This window comes from Streptomyces montanisoli, from assembly GCF_017813245.1.
Classification (GTDB): Bacteria; Actinomycetota; Actinomycetes; order Streptomycetales; family Streptomycetaceae; genus Streptomyces; species Streptomyces montanisoli.
The window spans coordinates 99,843-119,408 of the sequence record NZ_JAGIQL010000003.1 but is presented as its reverse complement, the minus strand read 5'-3'; the positions used below and the strand labels follow the sequence as shown (position 1 = coordinate 119,408).

Annotated in this window: 20 protein-coding genes and 1 pseudogene; 12 read left to right on the top strand and 9 right to left on the bottom strand. The window is 71.9% G+C overall.

All coding sequences use genetic code 11. From position 1 onward, the window contains the following. Positions 1 to 746 (top strand): ACT domain-containing protein (locus tag JFN87_RS02080; RefSeq protein WP_209338065.1); only part of this gene is annotated, 746 nt, incomplete at its 5' end. Positions 747 to 932: 186 nt separating this feature from the next. After that, complete coding sequence (gene ffh, locus JFN87_RS02075; RefSeq protein ID WP_209338064.1) at positions 933 to 2,471, top strand: signal recognition particle protein; 1,539 nt, start codon at positions 933 to 935, stop codon at positions 2,469 to 2,471. A gap of 104 nt (positions 2,472 to 2,575) precedes the next feature. On the opposite strand, the gene JFN87_RS02070 is transcribed toward ffh, so the two are convergent. The 9 genes from JFN87_RS02070 to JFN87_RS02030 all read right to left on the bottom strand — a co-directional run bounded on the left by JFN87_RS02070 (position 2,576) and on the right by JFN87_RS02030 (position 11,467). Then, on the bottom strand, positions 2,576 to 3,793 hold the full coding sequence (locus JFN87_RS02070) for a phosphopentomutase (RefSeq protein WP_209338063.1): 1,218 nt from the start codon (positions 3,791 to 3,793) through the stop codon (positions 2,576 to 2,578). Then, complete coding sequence (locus JFN87_RS02065) at positions 3,790 to 4,977, bottom strand: alanine racemase (protein WP_209338062.1); 1,188 nt, start codon at positions 4,975 to 4,977, stop codon at positions 3,790 to 3,792. Before JFN87_RS02065 ends, JFN87_RS02070 begins: the two co-directional genes overlap by 4 nt. A 2-nt stretch (positions 4,978 to 4,979) precedes the next feature. Then, a complete protein-coding gene (locus tag JFN87_RS02060; RefSeq protein WP_209338061.1) occupies positions 4,980 to 6,149 on the bottom strand; it encodes an aminotransferase class V-fold PLP-dependent enzyme in 1,170 nt (389 codons plus the stop codon). Then, positions 6,150 to 7,094, bottom strand: coding sequence for a phosphotriesterase family protein (locus tag JFN87_RS02055; RefSeq protein ID WP_209338060.1), 945 nt, complete (start codon positions 7,092 to 7,094; stop codon positions 6,150 to 6,152). A gap of 50 nt (positions 7,095 to 7,144) precedes the next feature. Next, entirely contained in the window at positions 7,145 to 8,578 is a 1,434-nt protein-coding gene (locus JFN87_RS02050) for a YhfT family protein (protein ID WP_209338059.1), read from the bottom strand. A 37-nt stretch (positions 8,579 to 8,615) separates the two neighbouring features. Continuing rightward, positions 8,616 to 8,972: a DUF2620 domain-containing protein gene (locus JFN87_RS02045; RefSeq protein ID WP_209338058.1), complete on the bottom strand. Its 357-nt coding sequence runs from the start codon at positions 8,970 to 8,972 to the stop codon at positions 8,616 to 8,618. Positions 8,973 to 9,038: 66 nt separating this feature from the next. Continuing rightward, the gene (locus JFN87_RS02040) at positions 9,039 to 9,413 is read right to left on the bottom strand and encodes a PRD domain-containing protein (RefSeq protein ID WP_209338057.1); all 375 of its coding nucleotides are present in this window, start codon (positions 9,411 to 9,413) and stop codon (positions 9,039 to 9,041) included. Positions 9,414 to 9,523: 110 nt separating this feature from the next. Further along, positions 9,524 to 10,462, bottom strand: coding sequence for a GntR family transcriptional regulator YhfZ (gene yhfZ, locus JFN87_RS02035; protein WP_209338056.1), 939 nt, complete (start codon positions 10,460 to 10,462; stop codon positions 9,524 to 9,526). A 117-nt stretch (positions 10,463 to 10,579) separates the two neighbouring features. Continuing rightward, on the bottom strand, positions 10,580 to 11,467 hold the full coding sequence (locus JFN87_RS02030; RefSeq protein WP_209338055.1) for a class I SAM-dependent methyltransferase: 888 nt from the start codon (positions 11,465 to 11,467) through the stop codon (positions 10,580 to 10,582). Between the two features lie 220 nt (positions 11,468 to 11,687). On the opposite strand from JFN87_RS02030, the gene proS reads away from it, so the two are divergent. The 10 genes and pseudogenes from proS to lepB (JFN87_RS01980) all read left to right on the top strand — a co-directional run bounded on the left by proS (position 11,688) and on the right by lepB (JFN87_RS01980) (position 19,551). After that, positions 11,688 to 13,100, top strand: a complete 1,413-nt coding sequence (gene proS, locus JFN87_RS02025; RefSeq protein WP_209338054.1) for a proline--tRNA ligase — start codon at positions 11,688 to 11,690, stop codon at positions 13,098 to 13,100. Positions 13,101 to 13,323: 223 nt separating this feature from the next. Beyond that, positions 13,324 to 13,923 (top strand): hypothetical protein, encoded by a 600-nt coding sequence (locus JFN87_RS02020; RefSeq protein ID WP_030910759.1) that lies wholly within the window; start codon positions 13,324 to 13,326, stop codon positions 13,921 to 13,923. Between the two features lie 220 nt (positions 13,924 to 14,143). Continuing rightward, complete coding sequence (gene rpsP / locus JFN87_RS02015) at positions 14,144 to 14,584, top strand: 30S ribosomal protein S16 (RefSeq protein ID WP_209338053.1); 441 nt, start codon at positions 14,144 to 14,146, stop codon at positions 14,582 to 14,584. Positions 14,585 to 14,586: 2 nt separating this feature from the next. Then, a complete protein-coding gene (locus tag JFN87_RS02010; RefSeq protein WP_030753580.1) occupies positions 14,587 to 14,826 on the top strand; it encodes an RNA-binding protein in 240 nt (79 codons plus the stop codon). A gap of 78 nt (positions 14,827 to 14,904) precedes the next feature. Beyond that, positions 14,905 to 15,501 (top strand): ribosome maturation factor RimM, encoded by a 597-nt coding sequence (gene rimM / locus JFN87_RS02005; RefSeq protein ID WP_209338052.1) that lies wholly within the window; start codon positions 14,905 to 14,907, stop codon positions 15,499 to 15,501. Next, positions 15,498 to 16,319, top strand: a complete 822-nt coding sequence (gene trmD / locus JFN87_RS02000; RefSeq protein WP_209338051.1) for a tRNA (guanosine(37)-N1)-methyltransferase TrmD — start codon at positions 15,498 to 15,500, stop codon at positions 16,317 to 16,319. Before rimM ends, trmD begins: the two co-directional genes overlap by 4 nt. A gap of 135 nt (positions 16,320 to 16,454) precedes the next feature. Next, a complete protein-coding gene (rplS, locus tag JFN87_RS01995) occupies positions 16,455 to 16,805 on the top strand; it encodes a 50S ribosomal protein L19 (RefSeq protein WP_030910773.1) in 351 nt (116 codons plus the stop codon). Between the two features lie 40 nt (positions 16,806 to 16,845). Next, positions 16,846 to 17,616: a signal peptidase I gene (gene lepB, locus JFN87_RS01990; RefSeq protein WP_209338050.1), complete on the top strand. Its 771-nt coding sequence runs from the start codon at positions 16,846 to 16,848 to the stop codon at positions 17,614 to 17,616. Further along, positions 17,609 to 18,725 (top strand): annotated as a pseudogene (gene lepB / locus JFN87_RS01985) (signal peptidase I). Before lepB (JFN87_RS01990) ends, lepB (JFN87_RS01985) begins: the two are co-directional and overlap by 8 nt. Continuing rightward, the gene (lepB, locus tag JFN87_RS01980; RefSeq protein ID WP_209338082.1) at positions 18,628 to 19,551 is read left to right on the top strand and encodes a signal peptidase I; all 924 of its coding nucleotides are present in this window, start codon (positions 18,628 to 18,630) and stop codon (positions 19,549 to 19,551) included. The pseudogene lepB (JFN87_RS01985) and the gene lepB (JFN87_RS01980) overlap by 98 nt, the downstream one beginning before the upstream one ends. Positions 19,552 to 19,566 lie beyond the last annotated feature (15 nt).

The following is a 19,566-nucleotide window of genomic DNA, read 5'->3' as shown; positions in this document are numbered from 1 at the left end:
AGTGCTCATCCGATCCCTGGCGGCGGCAGCGGAGGCTCGCCGCCGAGGCGCTGCGCACCGGCGGCCCGGTACTCACCCTGAGCACCGACCACGCGCCCGGGGACGCGGACCCGAGCGGCTCCGGGGGCGCGGCGGTGACGGACGGGGAGCCCGCGCCCGAGCCCGTCGGCGTGGAACTGCACATCGCCGTGCCGGAGCGGCCGGGCGTGCTGCCCGCCGCCGCGGGCGTGCTCGCCCTGCACCGGCTCGCCGTGCGTTCCGCCGACCTGCGGGCGGTGGAGCTGCCGTCCGGGACCGGCGGCCCCGGCCCCACCGCCAATGTTCTGCTGCTGAGCTGGCGGGTCGCGGCCCAGTTCGGGCCGCTGCCGGCGCCGGCGCGGCTGCGCGCCGACCTCGTACGCGCCCTGGACGGCACGCTCGACATCGCCGCGCGGCTCGCGGAGCGCGATGCCGCCTACCCGCGCCGCAGGGGCGCGGGGGCGCCGCCGCCGCGCGTGAGCGTCGCGGGGGACGCGTCCCGCGAGGCGACGGTCATCGAGGTGCGCGCCCGGGACGCCCCCGGCCTGCTGTACCGCGTCGGGCACGCGCTGGAGGCGGCGGACGTGCGGGTGCGCAGCGCCCACGTCTCGACGCTCGGCGCCGACGCGGTGGACACCGTGTACGTGACGCGTCCCGACGGGGCCCCGCTCACGGCCGAGGAGGCGGAGACGACGGCGAAGCGGGTGGCGGAGGCCCTGCCGGCGTGACGTGCTCACGTGACGTCCTGACGTGACGTCCTCACGTGACGTCCTCGCCCGCGGACCGGCGGCGAGGCAGGGCACGGCCGTTCGCGGACGGCGATCACGCCGGGCAGGGGCCGGGATGCCCGCCGGTCCGGATACCCTGGAGGGCAGCCCGTCCGCCCGTCCCCTAGCCGAGGATCCGCGACCACCGTGTTCGACACTCTCTCCGACCGCCTCGCAGCCACCTTCAAGAGCCTCCGGGGCAAAGGGCGCCTCAGCCCGGAGGACATCGACGCCACGGCACGCGAGATCCGCATCGCCCTGCTGGAAGCCGACGTGGCGCTGCCCGTCGTGCGCGACTTCATCAAGCACATCAAGGAGCGCGCCGCGGGCGAGGAGGTCTCCCGTGCGCTGAACCCGGCGCAGCAGGTCGTCAAGATCGTCAACGAGGAGCTCGTCGGCATCCTCGGCGGCGAGACGCGGCGCCTGCGCTTCGCGAAGCAGCCGCCGACCGTGATCATGCTGGCGGGCCTCCAGGGCGCGGGCAAGACCACCCTCGCGGGCAAGCTCGGCCTCTGGCTGAAGAACCAGGGCCACTCGCCGCTGCTCGTCGCGTGCGACCTCCAGCGGCCCAACGCCGTCACCCAGCTCTCCGTCGTGGCCGAGCGCGCCGGCGTCGCCGTGTACGCGCCGGAGCCGGGCAACGGCGTGGGCGACCCGGTCAAGGTCGCCGAGGACTCCGTCACGTACGCCAAGGACAAGGTCCACGACGTCGTGATCGTCGACACTGCGGGCCGCCTCGGCATCGACCAGGAGCTGATGCGGCAGGCCGCCGACATCCGCGACGCGGTCTCGCCCGACGAGGTCCTCTTCGTCGTGGACGCGATGATCGGCCAGGACGCGGTCAACACCGCCGAGGCCTTCCGCGACGGCGTCGGCTTCGACGGCGTCGTGCTGTCCAAGCTCGACGGCGACGCGCGCGGCGGCGCCGCGCTCTCCGTGGCCCACGTGACCGGCAAGCAGATCATGTTCGCCTCCAACGGCGAGAAGCTGGACGAGTTCGACGCGTTCCACCCGGACCGCATGGCGTCCCGCATCCTCGACATGGGCGACCTGCTCAGCCTGATCGAGAAGGCCGAGCAGACCTTCAGCCAGGCCGAGGCCGAGAAGATGGCCTCGAAGCTCGCCAAGGGCCCGAAGGAGTTCACGCTCGACGACTTCCTGTCCCAGATGGAGCAGGTAAGGAAGATGGGCTCGCTGTCCAAGCTGCTCGGCATGCTGCCGGGCATGGGGCAGATGAAGGACCAGATCAACAACCTGGACGAGCGTGACGTCGACCGCACGGCCGCCATCATCAAGTCCATGACGCCGGGGGAGCGCGCCGAGCCGACGATCATCAACGGCTCGCGCCGCGCCCGTATCGCACGGGGCTCAGGCGTCGAGGTCGGCGCGGTGAAGAACCTCGTGGAGCGGTTCTTCGAGGCCCGCAAGATGATGTCGCGGATGGCGCAGGGCGGCGGCATGCCGGGGATGCCCGGGATGCCGGGCATGGGCGGCGGCCCCGGGCGGCAGAAGAAGAAGCAGAAGCAGGCCAAGGGCAAGCAGCGCTCCGGCAACCCGATGAAGCGCAAGGCCGAGGAGCAGGCGGCGCTGGCCCGCAAGGAGCAGGCGGCGCTGGGCGGTGCGCCGGCGCAGGAGCAGGACAACCAGTTCGAACTGCCCGACGAGTTCAAGAAGTTCATGGGCTGACGGGCTGACGGGCTGACGGGCTGACCCGGCGCGGGTCCGCCCGGCGCGGGTCCGCCCGGCCCGGCCTCCGCCGGGAGGCCGGGCCCACGGTGCGGCGCGTCAGGTCAGCGCCGGACCGAGCCGTTGGCCAGCGCCCCCGCCGGCAGGCCGAGGAAGGCCGCGGCGCGGGCGCCGACGTCCGCGAGGGTCGGGGCGTCGGGAAGTATCTCCGTGCCGTCCGTGCCGGGCGCGTGGATCAGCACGGGCACGAACTCGCGGGTGTGGTACGCGTGCCCGATGGTGGGGTCGTTGCCGTGGTCGCCCGTCACGATCAGCCGGTCGTCCGGCCGGTCGAGGAGCCCGATCAGCTCGAACAGCCCCGTGTCGGCCTCCTCAAGGACCCGCCCGTAGCGCGCGGTGTCCTGCTGGTGCCCCGCCAGGTCGGACTCCTGGACGTTGGCCACGACCAGCGCGTCGTGCCCCGACGCCCGCACGGCGTCCAGCGTGTGCCCGGCGACCTCGGCCGTCGCCACGGCGGGACGGCGCTCGGCCGCGTCGCACGCGAGGATGTCCGCCGCCTTGCCGACGAGCGTGACCGGGATGCCGGAGCGCGCGGCGAGATCGGGGAGCTGCCGCGTGTGGTCGAGTTCCGCCCCCAGGTGCCGCACCTGAAGGCCGCCGTTGCGGTAGAAACCCGTCGCCGGCGTGTCCAGACCGACCGTGCCGCCGTCGCCGTCGCGGACGAACTCCCGCAGCGGACCGTCCGCGTTGCCGCCCACGGCGATGACGCGCGCCACCGGGGCGACCGTGCGTACCGTGCGGGCGACCGCGAGCGTTCCCTCGAAGGACATGTCCGCCAGGCGGGCCGACGCGTTCCAGTTGATCCCCGGGTCTGCCTCCAGGTTGTCGTGCACCAGCACCGCGTCGTCGACGACGAGCAGTGGCCTGCCGTCGAGCAGCGACACCGTGTGCCCGGCGGCCTTGAGCGCGGCCGTGACGTCCGACAGGTGCTCCGCCAGCCTCGCGACGGTGACGCGGCTGAAGTCTGCGCCCATCATGGTCTGGTGGCCGGCGAAGGTGTCCGCGCCCGGATAGCCGAGCGCGGCCCTGCCGGCCGCGACCGGCAGCGGCGTGGCCGCCGCCAGGTCGCGGTGCGGATGGACGACGCCGAGCCCCAGCGCCCCGAGGGCGGGCAGCCTCAGCGGGCGGCCCAGCAGCTCGCGGCAGCCGTCGAGCACATGGCCGCAGGTGTCGGCCGCGGCGTCGCCGGGGCGCAGGGCGCCCGCGTCGGGCATGGCGCCCACACCGAAGCCGTCGATGACGACGATGACGGTCCTGCTCACGGCGTGCTCCTCTCGGGCCGCTCCAGGGCCCGGCCCCGGGAGTCGTACAGGCCGGTGAGCCGGGGCGAGCCGGTGGACAGGCCGGAGACGATCGCGACCGACGAGCGGGTGACGAAGATCTGCGTGCGGAAGGCGAGCACGGCCGTGTCGCCCGCGCGCGCCTCTCCGGCCCGCTCGGGCGCGCCGAGCAACCGGTAGTAGTCGATGTTCTCCGCGGGGGCCGGCTGGACGGGGAGCCGGACACCGCTGCGCGTCAGGAGTGCGCCGCGGATGCCCGCGCGCGCGTAGAAACCGCCGCCGTACACGGCGGGGCGCCCGTCCGCCAGGGTGTGTGCGACCTCGGTCACGTACACGTACGCGGGCTGTTCCGGCTGGTGCGCGTCGACGGCGTGCAGCGGGGTGGTGCCCGTGAGGGAGTGCCCCGGCTCGCCGTGCGTCGCCCCGAGCTCCGCGAGCAGCGGCAGCGTGGCCATCGACGTGGCGCTGGGGGCGCTCAGCTTCAGGTCGCGGTGGCCGCGCGAGGCGAGCAGCGCCTTCGCCTTGACGGCCAGCTCGAACGTGGGTGTCGGGGCGGGCACGCCGGTCGCCGGATCGCACAGCACGCACGGGAACGCGGTGACGCCCGCGATCCGGATCCCGGGCAGCCGTTCGGCCTCGGCGGCGAACGCGTCGAGCTGCTCCAGGGGGACACCGCCCTCCTGGCCCGGATAGACCGTACCGGAGGCGCCTTCCAGGCGCACGAGGACGTCCTGCACCCGGCCGAGGCCGGCGGCGGCGTCCGACACGGCGCGGGCGTTGGCCAGGTCGAAGACCGTCACGGCCTCCGGCCGCCAGCCGAGCATCTCGGGCAGGTCGCGGTGCGGGATCTGCACCAGGTGGCCGAGGTTGCCGGGCCGGGCGCCCGTGGCGTGCAGGAGCCGCGCCTCCGCCGGATCGATCGCGGCGAAGGCGGGGATGTGGCGCGAGACGGCCCGGATCAGCTCGGGGTTGCGGCCGAGTTGCTTGACGACGAACCAGAGCGTCAGGCCGAGCCGGTCGGCCTCGGCCGCGAGCAGCGAGGCGTTGGCCTCGACCGCGTCGGCGTCCAGCACATAGGTGTCGGGCGGGATGGCGCCCGAGCCGTGCAGCGCGGCGGCGGTCTCGACGAGACCGGGGTTGCGGGTGAGGACGGTGTCGAGGAACACGGTCAGCCCTTCAGGTCGTGCAGGGAGCGGCGGACGATCTCGATCACGAGGTCCGCGCCGGCCCTCATCGGGTTGATCCGTACGGCCCAGTCGGCGAGTTCGGGAGCGTCGTCGAGGGACGAGCTGGACATGCGGTAGACGAGCGGCGCGATCTCGTAGCGCGAGTTCGAGCCGACGGGGTAGGGGGCGGCCCCGTGCCGGGCCGCGACGGCGGGCAGTTCACGTGCGACCGGTCGGTCGAGCAGGACGATCAGGCAGCGGTCCTGGACGTTGGCGAGGCGGACGTCCGCGACGCCGGGGACCTCGCCGGCCGCGAGCCGTTCGGCGACCTCGGCGCCGACCTCCGACTGCACGGCCCACATGACCGGCACGTGGGTGAGGGCGCGCAGGGCGTCGAGCGCCTGGTGGCCCTGGACCTGCCCGCCCCCCGAGTAGTTGTCGGCGCGGATCCGGCCGATCAGCTCGCGCGAGCCGACGACGGCGCCGACCCCTTCCGGGCCGTGCAGCTTGAACAGCGAGAAGCAGGACGCCTCCGCTCCCAGCTCGACTCCCGACGCGGGCACGCGCAGTACGGCGTAGTTGTCGTCCACGATCGTCCGCACCCCGGCGGCGGAGCAGGCGGCGAGCACCGCCGCCGGGTCGTACGCGTCCGTCAGGCGCTGGCGGCTGTGCTGCACGTAGGCCCAGCGGAACTCGCCCGTCGCCAGGGCGGCTTCGAGCGCCGCCGCGTCGTTGAAGTCGACCTCGACGGTGCGGACGCCGAGCCCGCGCAGCGTGACGGCGGTGGTGCGGTAGACGGGCGCCCGGTGGATGAGCAGCGGCTCGCCCGGGCCGGCGGCGGCCTGCAGGGCGGCCCGGATGGCGCCGGTGCCGGCGCCCTGCACGAGCGCCGCGTCCTCGGCGCCGAGGAACTCGGCCAGGACGGCCTCGACGCGCGCCGTCGTCCGCGGCCTGCCGAGCCCCGGCACCACGCCGGCGTCCGCCTCGAACAGTTGCGGCCCCTCGAAGTGGGCCGCGGTCCGCTCCAGCAGCCGGAACTGGGTGCGGAGCGCGTCCCGCAGCGCCACCGTCGGCAGCGGGTGGGTCCCCGGCAGCCGCACGCGGGTCTCGGCGGTGCCCGGTGCGGCGGGCGTAGGGGGCTTGGGAGGTGTGGGGGGTGTGCCGTGCGGCATTCAGATCTCCTCGACGTCTGCGCCGGTGAGGAAGCGCAGGGGGTTGCGGCGCGTGATGAGGTCCACGAGGTCGTCGTCCAGACCTGCCGCGCGCGCCTTGGGCAGGAAGGAGCCGAACAGGTGCCCGTAGCCCTGCCCGCCCTCGGACGCCAGATAGCCGTGGCGCGAGATGTCGCAGCTGAGCAGCGCCCGGTCGGCGTGGCCCGCGTCCAGCAGGTCGAGCAGCAGCCGCAGCCGGGTGTCGTCGCTCTGGTAGCCCGACTTGCCGACGGTGTCGAACGCGACGTACGCGCCCTGCGCGGCGAGCGCCCGGTGCGTGGCCGGGTCGTCCAGCAGGTCCTGGTGGCCGATCGAGATGCGGTGCGGCGGCAGACCGGCCGCGGTGAGGATGTCCAGCTGGGCCGGGCCGCCCCGGCCGAGCTGGGCATGGGTGGCCAGCGACAGGCCGGTGGCGGTGGCCGCCCGTGCGGACGCGGTGAGCACCCGTGCCTCCTCGGGGCTCGGCACGTCGCCGTGGCTGCCGACCTCGCCGATGACACCGGGCAGGACACCGGTGGTGCCGATGCCGTGCTCGATCTCCCGGACGAGGGTGTCCGTGAGCCCGGCGGTGCCTGATGCGCCGACCTCCGCCGGATGGAACGGCTCGTAGTACCAGCCGGTCGCCGCGACGACCGGCACGCCGGAGTCCGCCGCGATCCGCGCCAGCGCGCGCGGATCGCGGCCCATGCCCCGGCACGTCAGCTCGACGACGGCGCTGAGGCCGAAGGCGGCGCGCAGCGCGGACAGCTCCTCGGTGACGGCGGGCGCGTGCGCGACCGGGTCGAGCACGGCCGCCCGGTCGCCCGCGTGGTCGAGGTCGAGGACCAGGTGCTCATGGGCGAGCAGCGGCCCCCGGATCCCCGAGACGTCCAGCGGCCCGGCGACGGTGCGCAGATGGTGGTGCATGGCGCGGGTGCCTTTCCGGGCCGTGGGGCCCTCTCGATCACGGGGACGGGTCAGCCCTTCACCGGGGTGAACAGGTCGAGCCAGTAGAGGACGTTGAGGAGGATGCCGCCGACGATGACCGCCGCGGGCGCCGCCGCCATCCGCACCACGGGGCGGCCCATCGCCTCGTTGACGAGGTAGAGCCCGCCGACGATGAGGATGCCGAGCCCGCCGCCCATCACGTTCGCGGCGAGCAGCGAGCCGAACAGGATGGCCAGTTGCAGCGTGTCCGTGATGGCGCTGCGCAGGTGCTCGGAGGAGTCGCGGACGCTCGGCAGCTTGCCGAGTACCTTGCCGATGGACGAGAGGCCGAGGATCTCGAGGGCCATCACCACGGCGCCGGCCACGGCCGCCAGGATCGGGTTCGGCATCAGGTATCCGATGGGGTAGACGAGCGTCAGTCCGGCGATCCCGTAGGTGCCAGACGCCAGCGCCGTCGTCGCGATCAGGGGGATGAACCCGAAGACCCGGTAGAAGTCGACCTGGGCCGCCTCGCTGATGTGTCCCTTGGCGATGAGGAAGCTGGTGGCCTCGCCGCCGCCGAATATGTGCATCTGCGCGATCAGGCAGACCCCGGCGCCCAGCAGCATGAACAGCGGCAGGTGCTTGCGCAGCCTGGCCGCGCTGGCGCTGAACAGGGACGCCATCGGGTCCTCGAGTACCTCTTCGGGCACGTCCGTGCCGCCGGCGCCCGTCTGCGCGAGTGCGCTGCCGTCGCCGCCCGGTCCGCCGCCGGGGCCGTCCGTCGCGGGGCCTGCCGCCGCCGTTGCCTCCGCCTCGGCCTCGCGGTCGGTCCTGCGCTGCAGCAGGTCCTTGCGTACGGCGAAGCCGATCAGCATCAGCACGCCCGCCGCCATGGCGAGCGACCCGGCGAAGATGTTCGGCCACAGCTTCATCGTCATGATGACCAGGGCCAGTTCCACGACGCCCGTGATGGCGCCGCGTGCCTTGCCGAACTGCTTGGCCACCGCGAGCACGGGGAAGAGCGTGAAGAGGAACAGGATCGGCGTGGACATCTGCTGCATCGCGGTCAGGAAGTCCACGGGCAGCTTGTGGGCCACGTCGTTGGCGCCGTTCAGCCCGAAGACCACCAGCGCGCCCCAGGCGCCGCCGAGCACCACCGCGAGCCATTTGCGGACCGCGAGGATGCCCAGGATGTCGGTGGGCAGGAAGAGCAGCCACGGGTTGAGCACACCGGACGACAGGGCCATCGGAGCGCCCAGTCCGAAGATGAACCCCGCCGAGAGCCCGAAGGCCACCGCCGCGGTCGCGGCGCGCGTGGCGCGCCCCTGGATGAACTCCAGCATGAACGGGCGGGTGCCGTCGTTGAAGACGGCCAGGGCCATGTGCGAGACGAGCGCGGTGAGCGCGGCCAGCACGATGACGGTCAGTTTCTGGGTCAGCGAGAAGTCCAGATGGGCGCTCGCTGCGAGCACTGTGCTCACGGGGTGACTCCTTTGGGCCCGGTCGTGTCCTGGGCGGTCAGCCCCGCGCCGCGATGGCGCGGGCCATGACCGGGGCGATGACGTCGATCTGGTCGATGGCGAAGCCGAAGACGGTCTTGCCTTCGGCGAGCAGCGCGCAGACCTCGTCCTCGGTCGGTACGGAGCGGCCGAACGTGTGGCACTTCACCGCGCCCACCAGGCCGACGAGGACGCCGAGTGAGGCGCCCGCGCCGGTGTGGCACGTACCGAGGTAGTAGTCGGCCTGGCGGCCGCGCAGCTTCATCGCGGCGTCCATGTCGCTGGAGACCGTGACGGTCAGGGTGTCGATGCCGAGGTCCGAGATGGTCTTCGCGACCTCGGTCTTGCCGACGCCGCCGGTGAGGATCTTCGTCATGGCTGGATTCCTTCTCTGGTCGCGTGAGTGGTGGAGAACAACGGGACGGGCGGGCCGCCAGGCGGATCAGGCGGGGGAGTGCTGGGCGAGCACCGCCAGATGCAGCGCGAGGAAGTTGACTTCGGAGTCGGGCAGGGCGGCGCCAAGCGCGCGCTCCGCGCGTCCGGCGACCTCCCGGGCCCTGGCCACGGCCTCGGGATGGCCGGCCAGCTCGGCCGCGACCTGGTCGTCGGTGGTGAAGACGGCGATCGGCTCGCCGTCCAGCAGGCGGGTGAGCGCCAACATCAGATGGCTCGTGAGCATGCCCGCCGTGTCCTCGGTGACGGTGTGCCCCTGCTCCGACAGGGCCGCGAGTTCGTCCGAGACGAAGGCGGCGACCTCGGGACGCACCTGTCCGCTCTCGCGGAACAGCTTGATGCGGAGGGCGAGCTGGTCGTCCATGGAGTTCCTCCTCGGCAATAATCAGTAACCAGTATTTTGTATTCTGATCCTGTGGTCGGCCCGGGCGGCCCGTGGTACCGGGCAGCCCGCGTGGGTGCGGCACCCGCCCGTCAGTACCAGGGTGCCCGTTCGCCGTTGAGCACTTCGGTCTGGCAGTTGGTGATCACCGCGAGGTCGAGGGCCTCCCGCACCGCGGACATCGCCTTCGCCCCGTCCGTCCTTCCTATGAGCGCGGCACTGGAGTTGCGCAGCGCGAGGTCGCGCGTGACCTCGTCGCCGAGCGGCAGTACATCGACCCCCGGGCCGAGCCTGTCCAGCGCCTCGTCCAGATTCCACACCGTGGCGTCGGCCCCGCCGTGCTGGAACAACTCGCCCAGCTGCATGTACGAAGCCTCGACCCAGGTGATGTCGGCGCGGTCGCCGAACACCCGCTCGGCCAGCAGGCGCTGGTCCTCCGACGCGTGGTCGACGGCCACCCTGAGCCCCGACATGTCGGCGTCGAGGCCGTGCCGCAGCAGCAGGCCGTGCGCCCCGACGTACGTGGCGGGCCCCAGATCGGCGACCAGCTCCACCGGGTGCTCCTCGACCAGCCGGTCGGCCGCGAACCGGGACAGCACCACCAGGTCGACCTTGCCGTCGAGCAGCGCGGTGGTCCGCGCCCCCGCGCCGCGCATGAAGGTGATCGCGAACGGCGCGCCCGCCTTCTCGAAGGCACTGCGCAACCCGGTCGCGAGCCCCTCGTAGCGGCGCGAGTAGGGCAGCGGCATCGCGGCGAGCAGGGTGCCGAGGCCGGAAAGGCGCCACAGTATCGACCGGTCCGAGCGCACGAGGAACGTGCCCAGGTGGCCGCGGGCCGTGGTCTCGATGGCCTCGGCGTGTTCGAGCAGCTGCAACGCGGCCTGCACGGTGCCGTTTCCCACGCCCAGTTCCTCGGCGAAATCGCGCACGCGCGGCAGCCTCGTGTCCGGCTCGTGGTTCAGCAGGAGAACCGCGAGCCGGCGCGCCGCGAGGCCGTTGCGCGTCAGGAAACGCTCGTCAAGTCCGGTCACACTGGAACAATAACCAGAATCCCGGATACTGACAAGAACTCTTTCGAGGGAACGTTCGAAGGGTCTGGGCGGTTCGGAGGGCCCGGGCTCAGAGCACCCGCGCCCGGGCCGGCCCGCTCAGGGCACCCGCGCGATCAGGTACCGGAAGACGTTGGGCATCCAGACCGTGCCGTCCTTGCGCAGGTGGGGATGGAGCGCCTCCCCTACCTCCTTCTCCACCTGCCGCCTGTCCGTGGCCCGCACCGCGCCGTCGAACACCCCGGTCGAGAGCATCCCGCGCACCGCGCTCGCCATGTCCGCGTAGCCGAACGGGCACGCCACCCTGCCCGAGCCGTCGGGACGCAGGCCGGCACGTGCCGCCACGTCCTCCAGATCGTCCCGGTGCGCGGGCCGCCACGTCCCCTTGCGCAGCCGGTCCGTCAGCCGCCCCGCCACGCCCATCACCCCCGCGCTGGCACAGCGCTCCGGCGGGCCCCAGCCCGCCAGCACGACGGGCGCGCCGCGCCTCGCCAGCGGTACCGCTCCGCGCAGCGCGGGCGCGGGGCTCCTGGTGTTCCCCGCGACCGGCCCGATCGGCCGGAAGGCGGTGATGACGTCGTACGGCGCGCGGCCGGGACCCGAGGCGTCGCCCATGCGGTCGGCGGGCAGGAGCGTTCCCGGCCCTGCCGCCTCGCCCCTTCCCGCGGGGACCGGTTCCGCGTGCAGCCGCTCGTCCGCGAGCGCCAGCAGCTCTTGATCCGAGTCGACCCCTGTCACCTGGGCGCCCAGCGTCGCCGCCATGAGCAGCGAGAGCCCCGAGCCGCAGCCGAGGGCGAGCAGCCTCGTGCCCTCACGGATCTCCAGCCGCTCGTAGACCGCCTCGTAGAGGGGCACGAGCATCCGTTCCTGGATCTCCGCCCAGTCCCTGGCGCGCGGGCTCACGTCCTTCACCGCGGAGGCGGCGGGGGCCCTTCTCCCGGTCTCGTCCCGGTGCAGCCTGTGGTCGTCGACGAGCGTGCGTGTCATGGATAGCGCCCCAATCCGCCGAGAGGTCGGTAGTGCCCTGCCGGGCAACGCTCTGTGTGCCTGCGCACCCACATCCCCCGTATGCCAGGGAACTGCGCATCGTCCGCCGCGTCCAGTGGGGGGCACGTAAACTGTTCGTGTTCGCGGCGTTCTCCCTGGGCCGCGGGCCGTCGTCGGCCCGATTCCCGCTTCGTCACGCCTCCGCCGTACGATGCCCGCCATGGCAAAGGCACCCGTACTCACGCCGCGGGCGGACGATTTTCCCCGCTGGTACCAGGATCTGATCAACAAGGCCGAGCTGGCCGACAACGGCCCCGTGCGCGGCACGATGGTGATTAGGCCATACGGGTACGGCCTCTGGGAGCGCATGCAGTCCGAGATGGACGCGCGCATCAAGGACGCGGGCGTCTCCAACGCCTACTTCCCGCTCTTCATCCCCCAGTCCTATCTGACGAGGGAGGCGGAGCACGTCGAGGGCTTCGCGCCCGAACTGGCCGTCGTCACCCACGGCGGCGGCAAGGAGCTCGAGGAACCGGTCGTCGTCCGCCCCACCTCGGAGACGATCATCAACGAGTACTTCTCGAAGTGGGTGCAGAGCTACCGCGACCTGCCGCTGCTGATCAACCAGTGGGCCAACGTCGTGCGCTGGGAGCTGCGGCCCCGCGTCTTCCTGCGCACCACCGAGTTCCTCTGGCAGGAGGGCCACACGGCGCACGCCACGTACGAGGACGCCAGGGACTTCGCCGCGCACATCCACCGGAACGTCTACGACGAGTTCATGGAGAACGTGCTCGCCATGGACACCGTCCCCGGCCGCAAGACGGCCCGTGAGCGTTTCGCCGGAGCCCTCAACACGCTCACCCTCGAAGCCATGATGGGCGACGGGAAGGCCCTCCAGGTGGCCACGAGCCACGAGCTCGGCCAGAACTTCGCCAAGGCCTTCCACACCCAGTACCTGTCCAAGGACAGCACCCAGGAGTACGTCTGGCAGACGTCCTGGGGCTCGACGACCCGCATGATCGGCGCCCTCGTGATGATGCACGGCGACGACAACGGCCTGCGCGTGCCGCCCCGGCTCGCCGCCACGCAGGTCGTCGTGGTCGTCATCAAGGAGGACGAAGCCGCTCTCGACGCCGCGCGGAAGCTGGCCGCCCGCCTCAAGGAAGCCGGCGTGCGCGTGCAGGTCGACGACCGCACGGACACCCCGTTCGGCCGCCGCGCGGTCGACTGGGAGCTCAAGGGTGTGCCGCTGCGCGTCGAGATCGGCCCGCGTGACGTGGCCGCGGGCACGGCGGTGCTGGCCCGCAGGATCGCCGGCGGCAAGGAGCCTGTGGCCCTCGACGCGCTGCCCGGGGTGGTGCCCGGGATCCTGGAGGAGGACCAGGCGCTGCTGCTGCGCGAGTCCAGGGAGCGCCGCGAGTCGCGCACGGCGGACGTCACGTCGGTCGACGAGGCGGTCGAGGCGGCCGCGACCGGCTGGGGACGCATCCCCTGGGCGGCTCTCGGGGACGCGGGCGAGGCGAAGCTGGCCGAGCAGGGCGTGACCGTACGCTGCCTGGTCGCCGAGGACGGAACGGTGCCCGAGTCCGAGGACGCGCCCGGCACCGTCGCGCTCGTCGCGCGCGCCTACTGAGCTTCCGAGGTCAGCGGCGTGTTTCCGGGGTGGTACGTAGATCGACTACGCGCAGTTGCGTACAGGGCGCTACGTACCACCTTGGTGTGAGCTGTGAGAGTTATCCACAGTTCGACGCACCTGCCCTCGTCGGGGCGCATCAATCGCAACTGACGGGTACGGGCAAATTAATTGGGATGCCCCGTAATGGAACCCGGCGGCGATTCTGATCGTTGTACACGACGTGAGCACGACACCAACTGTTCTCGCCGCAGAGCTGGCGCAGGCGTGGGCCGACATTCAGCGGTACCACCCCGAGCTGCCGGATCTCGCCGCGCCAGAGTCCCTGATCGGAGAGTCCTCGTCCGCCTGCGGCGCCGAGCTCTCCTTCGAACGGCTGCTTCACGAAGCGGTCCACGGCATCGCCGCCGCGCGAGGAGTGCGTGACACCTCGCGTGCCGGCCGGTACCACAACCGCCGTTTCCTCGCGATCGCGGAGGAGATGGGCCTCGACCACCCGGACGAGCCGCACGCGAGCAGCGGCTTCTCGCTGGTCGAGCTCAGTCCCGAGGCGAAGCGGCGCTACCGGCCCACCATGGAGCGGTTGCAGCGCGCCCTGAAGGCGCACACCGTGGCGACCGCCGCGGACACCAAGCGAAGTTTCCGCGGGCCGGCCGCGCGGCACGGCTCCTCCGGCGGTGGCGTGCGCGTCAAGGCCGTCTGCGACTGCGGGCGCAACGTACGCGTGGTGCCTTCGGTCCTGGCCCAGGCGCCGATCGTCTGCGGCGGCTGCGGCAAGCCGTTCAGGATCCCGGAGCAGGAGATCGTGGCGGCCGCGAGCTGACATCGGCCGCGACCGCCGGGCCCCGGCCGCGGGGCCCGTGGCCGCGGGCCCCGCGGCGCGGCCTGCTCCGTACGTGTGGCACAATGGCTGGCTGTACTCGACAGTCGCACAGGACCCCTCTCTCCTCCGGCTGACGCGTCCATCGGGCAGATCGGGTACCACAACCCCACGTGGCATCCCGCTGTGGCCCACCACGTCAAGACCAGGAGACACCACTCCCGTGGCAGTCAAGATCAAGCTGAAGCGTCTGGGCAAGATCCGTGCGCCTCACTACCGCATCATCGTCGCCGACTCCCGTACCCGCCGTGACGGCCGGGCCATCGAGGAGATCGGCCTGTACCACCCGATCGAGAACCCCTCGCGCATCCAGGTGAACTCGGAGCGCGCGCGGTACTGGCTCTCCGTGGGCGCCCAGCCCACCGAGCCGGTCATGGCCATCCTCAAGCTGACCGGCGACTGGCAGGCGCACAAGGGCCTCCCCGCCCCCGAGCCGCTGAAGCAGCCGGAGCCGAAGGCCGACCGCAGTGGCCTGTTCGAGGCCGCCGCCAAGGCTGCCGGTGACGAGCCCAAGGGCGAGGCGATCACCCAGAAGTCGAAGAAGGCCGAGAAGAAGGCCGACGACGCCGAGTCCTCGGCCGCCGCCGAGTCGACCGAGGCCTGAGCATGCTCGAGGAGGCTCTCGAGCACCTCGTGAAGGGCATCGTCGACAATCCGGACGACGTGCGCGTCGCGTCACGCAACCTGCGCCGCGGGCGCGTGCTCGAGGTGCGGGTGCACCCCGACGACCTCGGCAAGGTGATCGGCCGCAACGGCCGCACCGCGCGTGCGCTGCGCACGGTCGTGGGCGCCATCGGCGGCCGCGGCATCCGCGTCGACCTCGTCGACGTGGACCAGGTGCGCTGACGCAGTGGAACACCGGCACGGACCGGGGAGGCAGAGTCCTCCCCGGTCCGTGCCGTTTCATCAGGAGAGGCACACGCAGTGCAGTTGGTAGTTGCCCGGATCGGCCGCGCGCACGGCGTACGCGGTGAGGTCACCGTCGAGGTGCGGACGGACGAGCCGGAGCTCAGGCTCGGCCCCGGCGCCGTCCTCGCCACGGACCCCGTCACCGCAGGACCGCTGACCATCGCGACCGGGCGGGTGCACAGCGGCAGGCTGATGCTGCGCTTCGAGGGCGTCGCGGACCGCGGCGGCGCCGAGGCGCTGCGCAACGTCCTGCTGATCGCCGAGGTCGATCCCGAGGAACTGCCCGACGACCCGGACGAGTACTACGACCATCAGCTGATGGACCTGGACGTCGTCCTCGCCGACGGCACGGAGATCGGCCGCATCACGGAGATCTCCCACCTGCCCTCGCAGGACCTGTTCATCGTGGAGCGGCCCGACGGCAGCGAGGTCATGATCCCGTTCGTCGGCGAGATCGTCACCAAGATCGACCTGGAGGAGCAGCGGGCCGTCGTCGAACCGCCCGCAGGACTGCTCGACCCCGCTGAGGCCGAGACGGCCGCGGCCGGCGACGAGGCGCACGGCGAGCGCACCGCCGCGCCGGAACCGGACCGCGAGGACGGCGCCCGATGAGGCTCGACGTCGTCACGATCTTCCCCGAGTACCTCGAACCGCTGCACGTCTCGCTCGTCGGCAAGGCCCGCGCGAGCGGCCTGCTCTCCGTGGGGGTGCACGACCTGCGCCGGTGGGCGTACGACCGCCACAACACCGTCGACGACACCCCGTACGGCGGCGGACCCGGCATGGTGATGAAGACGGGGCCGTGGGGCGAGGCGCTCGACGACGTCCTGGCGCGCGGCTACGAGGAGGGCGCCCACGACCCCGTACTCGTGGTGCCGACGCCCAGCGGCCGGCCGTTCACCCAGGAACTCGCGGTCGAGCTGTCGGAACGTCGGTGGCTGATCTTCACGCCCGCCCGCTACGAGGGCATCGACGGGCGCGTCGCCGCCGAGTACGCGACACGGATGCCGGTCCACGAGGTGTCCATCGGCGACTACGTCCTGGCCGGTGGCGAGGCGGCGGTCCTCGTGATCACGGAGGCGGTCGCCAGGCTGCTGCCCGGCGTCCTCGGCAACGCTCAGTCGCACCGCGACGACTCCTTCGCCCCCGGCGCCATGGCCGACCTGCTGGAGGGGCCCGTCTTCACCAAGCCGCCGGAATGGCGCGGCAGAGGCGTGCCCGACGTGCTGCTGAGCGGCCACCACGGCAAGGTCTCCCGGTGGCGCAGGGACGAGGCGCTGCACAGGACCGCCCGCAACCGGCCCGATCTGATCGAGCGCTGCGACGCCACCGCCTTCGACAAGAAGGATCGGGAGACGCTCTCCATCCTGGGCTGGGCCCCCGAGCCCGGTGGGCGATTTTGGCGCAGGCCACCGGCCGTGGAACAATAGGCCGCTGCCGTACGTCCGGCGCGCGCCCCTGCCACAGGGGGAACGACGCCCGCCCGACGCGATCGGCGCACTCACACGATCCGTACCACGACATTCCGCTGATGACCTGTGGCATCGGCGAGGAAGCAGAACTCCATGTCCAGCCTGCTCGACAGCGTCGACTCCGCTTCGCTGCGGACCGACCTCCCCGCCTTCCGGCCGGGTGACACGGTCAACGTCCACGTCCGTGTCATCGAGGGCAACCGCTCCCGCATCCAGCAGTTCAAGGGCGTCGTCATCCGTCGCCAGGGCTCGGGTGTCCGCGAGACCTTCACCGTACGCAAGGTGTCCTTCTCGGTCGGCGTCGAGCGCACCTTCCCCGTGCACAGCCCGATCTTCGAGAAGATCGAGCTGGTCAGCCGCGGCGACGTCCGCCGCGCCAAGCTCTACTACCTGCGTGAGCTGCGCGGCAAGGCCGCGAAGATCAAGGAGAAGCGGGACAACTGACGTCGGGGTCCACAGCAGGGCCCGATAAACTCAGGGCCCGATGGACAGCGACGCGTACGACACCGAGCGCGGCCCTTCTTCCTCCCCCCGCACGGGGGACGCGGAAGAGGGGCCGCGCTCGGTGCGTTCCGCGGCCGAGCGGATCCTCACCTGGCGCGGCGTCCTCTGGACGGGAGCGGCCTGCGTCGTGGTCGTCCTGCTGCTCAGCCACTTCGTGATGCAGCCGTTCCTCATTCCGAGCGGCTCGATGGAGCCGACGCTCAAGATCGGCGACCGTCTCCTCGTCGACAAGTTGGCATACCGCTTCGGCGACGAACCGCGCCGGGGCGACGTCGTGGTGTTCGACGGCACCGGGTCGTTCGTGCAGGAGCCCCCGAGCACGAATCCCGTCACCGGGCTGCTGCACGGCGTGGCCGCGGCCCTCGGTCTCGCCGCGCCGCCGGACACGGACTACGTCAAACGCGTCGTGGGCGTGGGAGGCGACCACGTGGTCTGCTGCGGCAAGAAGGGCAGGATCGAGGTGAACGGGCGGCCCGTGACGGAGCGGTACGTGTATCCGGGCAACAAGCCATCGAGCGTCCCGTTCGACATCGTGGTGCCCGACGGCACGCTGTTCGTCCTCGGCGACCACCGGGCAGACTCGCGCGACTCACGCGGCCACCTCGGTGACCCCGGCGGCGGCATGGTCCCCGTGGACAAGGTCATCGGCAAGGCGCGGTGGATCGGCTGGCCGATCCGCGACTGGTCCGCCGTACGCGGCGCGGAAGGCGCCTTCGCGGGCGTGCCGGCAGCCGGCGGCCCGCATGGGTAGACGCGGCAGGCCGCCTGGCCACGGCGGCGCGGGAGCGGCGGGGGACGGCACGTACGCGCTCCGCGGCCGCGCCGACCGGCGCCGGCTCGCGCGCAGGGTGAAACGGCGCAGGCGCCGGTCCGCGGTGACGGAGATACCCCTGCTGATCCTCGTGGCGCTGGTGATCGCGCTCCTCCTGAAGACGTTCCTCGTCCAGGCGTTCGTGATCCCGTCGGGCTCGATGGAGAACACGATCCGCATCGGCGACCGGGTGCTCGTCGACAAGCTCACCCCCTGGTTCGGGGCCGAGCCGTCCCGCGGCGACGTCGTCGTCTTCAAGGACCCGAACGACTGGCTGGCGGGGGAGAAGCAGGCGCCCGACACCTCGCCACCCGTGGTCAAGCAGATCAAGGAGGCGCTGACCTTCATCGGCCTGCTGCCGTCCGCGGACGACCGGGATCTGATCAAGCGGGTCGTCGGTGTCGGCGGTGACACCGTCAAATGTTGCAACAAGGACGGCAAAGTCACCGTCAACGGAAAGCCGCTCGACGAACCGTATCTTTACCCGGGCAACGCTCCCTCGACGATGCCGTTCGAGGTGAAAGTGCCCAAGGGGCGGCTCTTTTTCCTCGGTGACCACCGGGCCGTTTCCGCCGACTCCCGATTCCATCTCCACGAGGAATTCCGCGGAACGGTGCCGCTCTCCGACGTCGTCGGCCGTGCCGTCGTGATCGCGTGGCCCGTGGGGCACTGGCGGAAACTCGACGAACCGGCGACGTTCCGAGGGGTTCCCGGCCCCGGCGGCACTCACGCTCTCGCCACAGGCGAGTCCCCTACTGTGGCTTACCGGGACCGCAACGGATTGCCCGCGCCCCCGGGTCCTGCGGAACTTCCGCTCGTTATGGGAGTGGTGGCGCTGTCCCGACCGTGGGACAGGCGCCCGCACGGAGTGGACTCGCGCCCAGTGGGCCCATACACGGTGAATTCGGATCCGACGGATTCGCACGAGGTGAAGGAGTGGATGTGGGGGATGTGGCGTTCGGCGCACGGTCCGGGCACGAGGGTCCCGAGGAGGGCCGCGAGCAGATCGCCGCGTCGTCCGAAGCCGTGACCGACGAAGTGCCAGGTGAAGTGATGGACGACGGTGAGAAGCACAGTCACGGGGGCCGCAGGGCGAAAAGCCGGCAGCCCAAGCAGCAGCGCTCCTTCTGGAAGGAGCTGCCGCTGCTGGTCATCATCGCTCTCGCACTCGCCCTGGTGATCAAGACGTTCCTCGTCCAGGCGTTCTCGATCCCTTCGCAGTCGATGCAGGACACCCTGCAGGTCGGCGACCGTGTGCTGGTGGACAAGCTCACGCCGTGGTTCGGCGCGGAGCCCCAGCGCGGCGAGGTCGTCGTCTTCCACGACCCGGGCGGCTGGCTCGAAGGCGAGCCGACCCCGCAGCAGAACGTGCTGCAGAAGGGCCTGAGCTTCATCGGACTCATGCCGTCGGCCGAGGAGAAGGACCTGATCAAGCGCGTCATCGCCGTGGGCGGTGACACCGTGTCGTGCAAGAAGGGCGGCAAGGTCATGGTCAACGGCCACGCGCTGAACGAGAAGAACTACATCTACCCCGGCAACACACCCTGCGACGACATGCCGTTCGGGCCGATCAAGATCCCGAAGGGCCGTATCTGGGTCATGGGCGACCACCGCCAGGACTCCAGCGACTCCCGCTACCACCAGAACCTCCCCGGAAACGGCACCGTCTCCACAAACGAGGTCGTCGGGCGCGCGTTCTCGGTGGCCTGGCCGGTCAACCGCTGGGACTTCCTCGGTGTCCCCAGCACCTTCGACCAGCAGGGACTCGCCGCGGCTGCCACCTCGGGCGCGCCTGCCGCCGCCGGTCTCGCGGGGGCCGTACCGCTCGTGCTGTGGCGCAGGAGGCGCCGCACCCGCTCCCGTACCGCCGGGTAGGGTGCTCCCGATCCC

Coding starts and splice junctions, on each gene's coding strand:
- JFN87_RS02040 (WP_209338057.1), bottom strand. CDS start 9,413: ATGGACGACCAGCTCGCCCTCCGCATCAAGCTGTTCCGCGAGAGCGGA.
- trmD (WP_209338051.1), top strand. CDS start 15,498: ATGAGGCTCGACGTCGTCACGATCTTCCCCGAGTACCTCGAACCGCTG.
- JFN87_RS02060 (WP_209338061.1), bottom strand. CDS start 6,149: ATGCCGCACGGCACACCCCCCACACCTCCCAAGCCCCCTACGCCCGCC.
- JFN87_RS02030 (WP_209338055.1), bottom strand. CDS start 11,467: ATGACACGCACGCTCGTCGACGACCACAGGCTGCACCGGGACGAGACC.
- proS (WP_209338054.1), top strand. CDS start 11,688: ATGGCAAAGGCACCCGTACTCACGCCGCGGGCGGACGATTTTCCCCGC.
- JFN87_RS02055 (WP_209338060.1), bottom strand. CDS start 7,094: ATGCACCACCATCTGCGCACCGTCGCCGGGCCGCTGGACGTCTCGGGG.
- rplS (WP_030910773.1), top strand. CDS start 16,455: ATGTCCAGCCTGCTCGACAGCGTCGACTCCGCTTCGCTGCGGACCGAC.
- JFN87_RS02010 (WP_030753580.1), top strand. CDS start 14,587: ATGCTCGAGGAGGCTCTCGAGCACCTCGTGAAGGGCATCGTCGACAAT.
- lepB (WP_209338050.1), top strand. CDS start 16,846: ATGGACAGCGACGCGTACGACACCGAGCGCGGCCCTTCTTCCTCCCCC.
- JFN87_RS02045 (WP_209338058.1), bottom strand. CDS start 8,972: ATGACGAAGATCCTCACCGGCGGCGTCGGCAAGACCGAGGTCGCGAAG.